Origin of the sequence: Primorskyibacter marinus (assembly GCF_003313245.1) — a bacterium.
Lineage (GTDB): Bacteria > Pseudomonadota > Alphaproteobacteria > Rhodobacterales > Rhodobacteraceae > Primorskyibacter > Primorskyibacter marinus.
Map to the genome: position 1 here is coordinate 23790 of NZ_QJSD01000022.1, position 9128 is coordinate 32917.

General features: G+C 57.6%; 7 protein-coding genes. 5 read left to right on the forward strand and 2 right to left on the reverse strand.

The window, feature by feature from the left end; genetic code table 11:
- Position 1 precedes the first annotated feature (1 nt).
- From DMZ65_RS17095 to DMZ65_RS19755, 4 genes are read left to right on the forward strand one after another with little or no spacing between them, the layout of a single operon-like run.
- A complete protein-coding gene (locus DMZ65_RS17095; protein WP_116599995.1) occupies positions 2-1450 on the forward strand; it encodes a type I restriction-modification system subunit M in 1449 nt (482 codons plus the stop codon).
- Complete coding sequence (locus DMZ65_RS17100) at positions 1447-2526, forward strand: endonuclease NucS domain-containing protein (RefSeq protein ID WP_116599996.1); 1080 nt, start codon at positions 1447-1449, stop codon at positions 2524-2526. The genes DMZ65_RS17095 and DMZ65_RS17100 overlap by 4 nt, the downstream gene beginning before the upstream one ends.
- On the forward strand, positions 2523-4235 hold the full coding sequence (locus DMZ65_RS17105) for a restriction endonuclease subunit S (protein ID WP_116599997.1): 1713 nt from the start codon (positions 2523-2525) through the stop codon (positions 4233-4235). The genes DMZ65_RS17100 and DMZ65_RS17105 overlap by 4 nt, the downstream gene beginning before the upstream one ends.
- Before the next feature lies 1 nt (position 4236).
- A complete protein-coding gene (locus DMZ65_RS19755) occupies positions 4237-5913 on the forward strand; it encodes a hypothetical protein (protein ID WP_198662727.1) in 1677 nt (558 codons plus the stop codon).
- A gap of 304 nt (positions 5914-6217) precedes the next feature.
- Here the strand turns inward: DMZ65_RS19755 and DMZ65_RS17115 are convergent, their stop codons facing one another.
- Complete coding sequence (locus DMZ65_RS17115) at positions 6218-6625, reverse strand: hypothetical protein (RefSeq protein ID WP_116599998.1); 408 nt, start codon at positions 6623-6625, stop codon at positions 6218-6220.
- A 195-nt stretch (positions 6626-6820) separates the two neighbouring features.
- On the opposite strand from DMZ65_RS17115, the gene DMZ65_RS17120 reads away from it, so the two are divergent.
- Positions 6821-8002: an IS5 family transposase gene (locus DMZ65_RS17120; protein ID WP_116599999.1), complete on the forward strand. Its 1182-nt coding sequence runs from the start codon at positions 6821-6823 to the stop codon at positions 8000-8002.
- A gap of 336 nt (positions 8003-8338) precedes the next feature.
- Here DMZ65_RS17120 and DMZ65_RS17130 read toward each other — a convergent pair.
- On the reverse strand, positions 8339-9128 hold a 790-nt coding region (locus DMZ65_RS17130; protein ID WP_116600002.1), incomplete at its 5' end, for an IS3 family transposase.

Here is a 9128-nt window from a genome sequence, read left to right on the forward strand (position 1 = left end):
CATGTCCGTCCGCAACCTCGTCAAATCCATCCAAGACATCATGCGCAAGGACACCGGCGTCGACGGTGACGCGCAGCGCATGTCGCAGCTGGTCTGGATGTTCTTCCTCAAGATCATGGATGACCAGGACGAAGCGCTGGAAATCACCCAAGACGACTACGCCTCGCCCATCCCCGAGGACCTGCAATGGCGGACCTGGGCGGCCGATCCCGAAGGCATCACCGGCGACACGCTGCTGGAGTTTCTCAACGACGAGCTGTTCCCGCGCCTCAAACAACTCTCCCCGCAAAAAGGGCCCCGCGCCAAGGTCGTCCGCGATGTTTTTGAGGACGCCTATAACTACATGAAATCCGGCCAGCTTCTGCGGCAGGTGATCAACAAGATCAACGAGGTCGATTTCAACAATCTCACCGAACGCCAGCACTTTGGCGACATCTACGAACAGCTGCTGAACGACCTTCAGAACGCGGGAAACGCCGGCGAATATTACACGCCCCGCGCGGTGACCGCTTTCATGGTCCAGCAGATCGACCCCACCCCGGGCGAGGTGCTTTTTGACCCCGCTTGCGGCACCGGCGGTTTTCTGACCTGCGCCATGCGCCACATGCGCGATAAGCACATCAAGCGCCCCGAAGACGAGACACTGATGCAGGCCTCCCTGCGCGCCGTCGAGAAAAAGCCCCTGCCCCACATGCTCTGCGTCACCAACATGTTGCTGCACGGGGTGGAGGAGCCATCATGGGTCCGCCATGACAACACGCTCGCCCGTCCACTGGTCAGCTGGGGTCAGGCGGACAAGGTCGACATTGTCCTGTCCAACCCGCCCTTCGGCGGCAAGGAAGAGGATGGGATCGAAAACAACTTCCCCACCTTCCGCACCCGCGAAACCGCCGACCTGTTTCTTGCCCTCATCATCCGCCTGCTCAAGGACAAAGGCCGCGCCGCCGTGGTCCTGCCCGATGGCTCGCTCTTTGGCGAGGGGATCAAGACCCGGCTCAAGGAGCACCTGCTTGAGGAATGCAACCTGCACACCATCGTGCGGCTGCCGAACTCCGTCTTCAAACCCTATGCCTCCATCGGCACCAACCTGCTGTTCTTTGAAAAGGGCACGCCCACGCAGGACATCTGGTATTGGGAACACCGCGTGCCCGAGACGCAGAAGGCCTATTCCATGACCAAGCCGATCCGGCTGGAGCATCTGGACGATTGCGCCGCATGGTGGGGCGGGCCGACCCGCGAAAGGCGTGAGGAAAGCGAGCGCGCCTGGAAAGTGTCGATCGACGAGATACGCGAACGCGGCTTCAACCTCGACATCAAGAACCCGCATGTGGAGGCAGAAGACTGGGGCGACCCAGAGACCCTTTTGGGCGACCTGACCAAGGCCGAGGCTTCGGTCGACAGCCTGCGGGCCGAGCTGAAGGCCATTCTGACAGAGGCACTGGCGCGATGAACACACACAGCTTTTCTGACTATGCCTTGGGCCAACTGCGGGCGGCCAAGGCAGCAATGGTCGATGATGTTGAGATCGCCGAAATCCTCGAATCCCAGGATGAGGTCCTTGCACGGTATAGCCCCGCGTTCCAGCCAGACCGCATAATGAACCTCGAAGAAGACGTCCTTCGATCATTTCTACGTATTGAAAACAACCACCATTGGTCCGGACTGCATCGTCAGGTAAATCGTGTATGCGCCGACATGACTGCAACGCGTGCAGCACTGGCCGAGTTGGTGAACGAGACGCGCCCAATAGCAGAACGGATGCAACTTGTTACTGACATAAAGGGAATGGGGAAAGGGATCATCACCGCCATCCTTCATGTCGCTTATCCCGACAAATACGGCGTGTGGAACAACACATCGAATGATGGTCTGGACGCTCTCGGGCTACTCCCACATCCTCCTCGGGGTGCCAGTTTCGGCGAACGCTATGCCGCGGTGAACGAAGTCCTCGTTGCTCTGGGGGTCGAACTTGATGTCGACCTTTGGACCCTTGATACAATCTGGTGGTATCTGGGAGATGACGATGATGAAGAGGACGTCGATCAGCCTGCAGTTCCCTCACCGGAAACTCAGAACGTGCCCCCAGCCACCAAGACCACCCGCTTCGCCCTCGAACGCCACCTGCACGACTACATGTTTGACAATTGGGACATGCTGGACCTTGCGCAAGATTGGGACATCTACACCCGCAAGGGAGAACCCGAAGCAGGCTACGAGTTCCGCACCCCCATCGGGCGCATCGACCTTCTGGCCAAGCACAAACGTGACCCGCGCTGGCTCATCATCGAACTTAAGCGCGAGAAGTCCTCGGATGCCGTGGTCGGCCAAGTGCTTCGCTATATGGGCTGGGTGCAAAAACATCTGTGCGAAAACTGTGAAACGGTCGAGGGCTTTGTCGTCGCCACGGAAGGCGATCCACAACTGCACTACGCCCTCACGGTCGTGCCTGCGGTGTCGTTCCAATCCTACGAAGTACAATTCCGTCTGAAGAATGGCCCTTCGTTTGAGGAGTTCGCCAAGCCATGAACGCTGAACGGTTATTGGAGGTTTACGAGCAGATCAGCGAAGCCCCGGACGCCATCGCGCGACTACGGCGCTTCGTGCTGGATCTGGCGGTGCGCGGGAAGCTGGTGGAGCAAGATGCGAGGGATGAGCCAGCGACAACCCTGATGAAAGCCGCGAAGTCTCTACAGGCCAAGGAAGGCATCAAAATCAAAGCCGATCTGTTGCAGCCCAGCGAAGCGCCTTTTCAGGCTCCGCTCGGGTGGCTCTGGACGCGTGTTGGTCTGATTGCTTTGCAGACGGGTTCCGGCAGCACCCCACGCGGTGGAAAGTCCGCATACACCGACGAGGGCACGCCGTTTCTGAGATCCCAGAACATCTACGACGACGGTCTCCGCCTTGATGACGTGGTGTTCATCAACCACGAAACTAATGAAAAAATGAAGCGCACGCAGGTCAAAGCCAAGGACCTGCTGCTGAACATCACTGGCGGCTCTATCGGTCGCTGCACACGTGTTCCCGACGAGTTCGCAGGCGCAAACGTCAGCCAGCACGTAGCGATCATTCGCACTGCTGCTTCAGGCACAGAGGACTACCTGCACCTTCTCACCCGGTCGCCGTTTTTCCAGGGATACGTGGTTGGAGAGCAGACCGGCGCGGGGCGTGGCGGACTACCGAAGAACCGTATGGACCGCATCCCGGTGCCGCTTCCACCTCTCGCCGAACAGCACCGGATCGTCGCCAAGGTCGATGAGCTCATGGCGCTCTGTGATCGGCTGGAGGAGGCCCGCAAGACGCGGGAGGAGGTGCGCGACAAGCTCACCGCCGCCAGCCTCGCCCGCCTGACAGCCCCCGATACGACAGCAGAGGACTTCCCCACCCATGCCGCCTTCGCCCTCGAGGCCCTCCCCGCCCTCACCACGCGCCCCGACCAGATCAAAACCCTCCGCCAAACCATCCTCGACCTCGCTGTCCGCGGGAAATTAGTGAAACAGGATGCGGCTGATGGGACTGGTATCGAACTGATGACCACTATCGCTTCCAGCCTCGATCGTCTGACATTCACTCGCGCAGACTCGAGTTTGGTTGATTTTGCCGTTCCAGAAGGTTGGGATCTGCAAAGTCTGGATGCGATTACGGCAGACGGACCAAAGAACGGATTGTCTCCGACCAAGACTGAGAACCCGTCAGCCCCAAAAGCAATTACGCTTACAGCGACGACCAGTGGTCAGTTTGATAGGCGTCACTTTAAGCGGGTGGATGTTTCCTTGAGCGCGGCTGAACCATTCTGGCTGCAACCTGATGATTTGCTGTTCCAGCGAGGGAACACGCCAGAATATGTCGGCATAGCTGCGATCTACGATGGCCCTGAAAGAGAGTTCCTTTATCCCGATCTCATCATGCGTGTCCGTATTGCCTCCGCGATGAGCCTGCGCTTCGTTCACCTATGGTGCATTTCGCCCGTGGCCCGCGGCTATTTGATGGCCAACGCGACTGGCGCCCAAAAAACTATGCCGAAAATCAATCAAGGGGTTTTGAAAGCGCTTCCTATCATGATCCCACCTCTCGCCGAACAACACCGCATTGTGGCCAAGGTCGACGCCCTCATGGCCCTCTGCGACCGGCTGGAGGCCGCCCTGACCACCACCGACACCATCCGCACCCGCCTCCTCGAAGCCCTGCTCCACGAAGCACTGGAGCCTACACCAAACGCCCTGGAGGCCGCCGAATAGAATGGAGAGTTCAGACGAGTTTCCCAGTATCTGGCTTCGATCATTCTTTGGCTTCAGCCCAGAGGAAGACGGCTACATCGGTTGGACCAAGGAAACGAACCGAAAGCACGTCATCGAAAAAATCGCACCAGGCGATTTGATGATGATCTATGGCGCTGGATCGGGCAGCACGGCCTCTTCGGACATTCTGAGGGTGTTGGGCTTCCTGCAAATCGACCCGACGCCCATCCGCGATACAGACAAAGCATCTGCCCGTGGCCTTGAGCGCAAACGAAAGAATGGCTGGACCGATAAATGGACCTTTGCGTTGCCTGTTCGCCGGGCTTGGAGGGTAACGCAGGCCGTGCGCCTCGATCAAGTTGCGTCCGAGACCTATCAGCCCGAACAGGGGCGTGCGATCGCCGCATGGAGCCCCCAGGTTTCCGAGGGTGACAAGCAAAGGGCGTTGGATCTTCGGGTGACGGAAGTCCCCGTGTTCGGAGAACCGCCGCTGACTGACGGTGTTGTCGATCAGCCTTTGCGGGATGCGTTCCGCCGAACAGACGATGACCTACTTCGGCCTATACAATTCGAAGCTTCGTTCGCTCGTTTCCAATCTCTGATCACAGGCTATGACCAGCCCTTCACCCGGTTCGACGAAGGCCTCATCGTCGCCTGGGAAAGCTACAAACCCCGCGTGCGCGATGTCGCCCTGAGCCGCCTTGGTGTCGACAGTTGGACCGAAGATCAGATCGGATCTGGTGAAATTGTCACCAAGGTGATCGACGCCATAGAAATCCAGGCCACCCACGGCGATGTGACGAACAACATGGTATTCTGGCAGAACCGTTACGGCCACGCCAACCGAGAACACCGCGCCCTGATCGAAGCCGCAGCGACCGGAACCGGCGGCTCGCAAACCCTCGAACGCCTGCTGTTTCAACTCTACCGCACGGACCGCGACGAGGGGGCCATCTTTGAAGAACTGAGCGAGGCCGTCGGCGCGAAATATCCCCTGGTGGCCTACCTGTTCTTTTTGAAGGACATGGATCGCTTCATGCCGATCCAGCCGACGGGATTTGACAGGGTATTTGGAGAAATCGGTTTGGAGTTCCGTACCCTGCGGCAATGCACTTGGGACAACTATTCGCAGTTCAATGCAATCTTGGACGATCTGCGCACCCCGATTGCTAATCTGGCCGGGCTGGACGACGTCCGCCTGATCGACGCCCATTCCCTGCTATGGGTGTTTTCCACATTGCTACGCATGGAAGCGAAGGGCGACCTTGCCAATGGTGCCAAGGCCAGTAAACGTCACCTCGGGGCACGCGAGAAATCCATCGCCGACATCAAGTACTCGGTCGGCCGAACGGTTTTCAATTCGAACGGCCAGGTTGTTCCTACGACGGTAAAGAACAAGGAACTTCAAATGTCCGACGCCGAGTTGGACAAACTGATCCGAGACCTGCTTAAGATCCAAGAAGACCGCTGCGCCATCACCGGGCTACCCTTTCAGTTTCGAGGCGCGCAAACAGACGATAACATGTTGCCCTCCCTCGACCGGATCGACAGCAATGGGCACTATGCCCGAGACAACCTGCAGATCGTGTGCCGCTTCATCAACTTCTGGAAGCAGGCATCTGACGACACCGAATTCCGACGGCTGGTCGAATTGGTCCGAGATGTCGGGAGGGCCTGAGGCCAGTAAGAGGAGGAGGCAATCTGACCATTGGATGCACAGTATGACTAACCTCTTAAACAGAATTTAAGCGTGCCCCAAGCGGCAGCATTTCCCACTCTAAGGGCGGAGAGCCGACTTTCGCTGCGTTCTGCAGCAATGGCCGCAATTCGCAGAAACGGACATCGCTGAAGCTATAAACGCGCTTTCGGCCCCGAGACTCCACGGGCTCGCGCATAAGTCTCTGCCCTATCGTAACATTAAATTGCAGTGTTTAGGATGCGGGAATTCATCATCAACCCAGTTTTTCAGCTGCCAGAATTTACTATCCGCGGGATACGATGCGTTCAGCATCCTGATCGTCTGAATTTTTCGAAATGTAGGATTCGATAAGTGAACGATTGGCAGGTCGGATATTTTTCCAGCCAGCATCCCAACGTTTGTAAGCATGCCACGAATATCCAAGGATTATTTTCTTACTCATATGCTCCATTGAATATTTTACCGCCTGTAGGTAAGGCTCTTCTATAGAGCGGCCTTCAATGTCAATCAACGAGCCGAGATTTATGAGCCAAGAAGCCAGATGCTCGTATTGCTCCCATGCGCCTTTTTCGCCGCAAAGATTCTGCTTCTTTTTGATAATGTCGCCAAACATCTTCACAACTTTGGGACTCTCAAGACTTTTACCTTGGGCACCAAGGCTTGACACGACTTCAGGAAACGAGTCCTCCATTTTTAAGAAGCTATCTTTGAAAGATGTGCCCTTGTTAAGAACCCTATCGACGCTCCTGAGCGATCTTGAGAGGATCTTTTCCGCTCGCGGATATTGCCTGTTGAGCTCCTTAACAGGCTGCTGAAAAACACCGGGCTCGACGCGGTTTCGAGAACATGATTCACCTCGGTCACAGTAGCGGCGGTGAGGGTGACGATGCGCGGGACGGACGAGGCGAGCGGATCGCTGTTCAGCTATGTGGACCTTGATGAGCGGGTCCCGGGGGGTCATCCGCTTCGCAAGGTCCGTCAGATTGTGAACGACGCGCTGTCGAGTCTCGATGCCGAGTTCGCCGTGCTCTACACCGACTTCTGCCGCCCCTCCATCGCGCCGGAGCGACTGATCCGGGCCAGCCTTCTCCAGATCCTGTTTTCGATCCGCTCGGAGCGGCAGCTGATGGAGCAGATGAACTACAACCTGCTGTTCCGGTGGTTCGTCGGGCTTGGCATCGACGACGCCGTGTGGGTCCCGACCGTGTTCACCAAGAACCGCGACCGGCTGCTGACCACGGACATGTCGCGCAAGGTCATGGCCGCGATCCTGGCGCACCCTGAGGTGAAGCTACTGCTGTCGGACGAGCACTTCTCGGTGGACGGCACCCTGGTCAAGGCGTGGGCCTCCATGAAGAGTTTCCAGCCGAAGGTCAGCCCGCCACCCGATCACGACGACGATCAGGGCGACCCACCGCCGCCATCAACCCAAGAGACCCCGGCAGACACCGACCAGCCGCCCCAGCAGACCGAGACCCAGCCGATGCCCGACACAGCCCGCCAGCCCCGCAACGCCGAAGTGAACTTCCGGGGCGAGAAGCGCTCGAACACCACCCATGCCTCCGTCACGGACCCCGATGCGCGGCTCTACAAGAAGGCGCCGGGTGCTGCGGCGACGCTGTGTTTCATGGGGCATACGCTGATGGAGAACCGCAACGGCCTCGTGGTGCAAGCAGATCTGACCCACGCTGATGGCCGCGGCGAGCGAAAGGCGGCGCTCGAGATGATCAATCGCCACTCCCCCGGCTCGACCCGGCACCTGACGCTCGGGGCGGATAAGGGATACGACAGCGCCGACTTCGTCGCTGATCTCAGGCGCATGGTCGTGACGCCACATGTCGCGCAGAAAGTCCGGCATTCCGCCATCGACGGGCGGACTACCCAGCAATCCGGCTACGCCTTGTCCCAGCGGTGCCGGAAGAAGATCGAGGAACCGTTCGGCTGGGCCAAAACCGTCGGTGGCATGGCCCAGACCGTTCACCGCGGCCTCGACAGGGTCCGCGCGCAGTTCACGATGACAATGGCGGCCTGCAATCTGGCCAGGTTGCCGAAGCTCCTGGCAGCGTGAGAAACGGAGCATTCCAGACCCGGCCTCCGCCCCCGATGCCGCAGAGGACCGCCTTCAAATCGTGGCAGCAGGAACAACATCCTTCGAGCCCGACTTCTTCAGCAGCCTGTTAAATAATTCCTCAATATCGGTGTGGTCTATGACCCGGATGCCATAACATGCTGCGTAGTAGTCTCGGATCGGCTGATCAACAGAGCTGCGGGATACAAAGAAAATACTGCTTCCTACAAAGTGGTCCCTCATGAAGCCACTGTAGTCGCTCAGAATGTTCTTTAGGTTTGTGTCGCCAAGGGAGTATCCCAATACAACCACTGTGTTTGAATAGCCCCTAGTTTCCTAGACGCCTTCTTGGTTGGTATTGCGCTGCCTGTTTTCGAAATCGACAGGCGACAGCATCCCGTTTCTGGCATGTTTGCGTTTCGGGTTATAGAACATTTCGATGTAATCGAAGATGTCTTGTCTGGCTTGCTCGCGGGTCTTGTATGCTCGACGACGAATGCGTTCGCGTTTGAGCAAGTTGAAGAAGCTTTCTGCGACCGCGTTGTCATGACAATTCCCACGCCTACTCATCGAGTGTTCGATGTTATGCGCCCGCAAAAACCCGGCCCAGTCTCGGCTGGTGTATTGTGACCCTTGATCGGTGTGGATCAGGACGGCGCATTTGGGCTTTTGTCGCCAAACAGCCATGAGCAAGGCCTGAAGCACAAGGTCGGTTGGTTGACGTGATTGTGTCGCCCAGCCAATGACACGGCGCGAGTAGAGATCGATGACCACAGCCAGATATAAAAAGCCCTCATAGGTTTTGATGTAGGTAATATCTGACACCCAGGCCGTATCCGGTTCAGCAACATCAAATTGCCGATCCAAGGTATTGTCGACAACGACGGAAGGTTTGCCCCCATACTTGCCAGGTTTGCGTTTGTAACCGATCTCAGCGCGGATCCCGGCCAAACGGGCCAACCTAGCGATACGGTTTGGGCAGCTGGTCTCACCTGGTTCGACCAAATCGTCATGCAACTTACGATACCCATAGACCTTGCCACTGTCCTTCCAGGCATTCTTGAGCAACTTGGTCTGGCGGGCATCCTCACGCGCACGGTGACTTAACGGATTCTTAATCCATGCG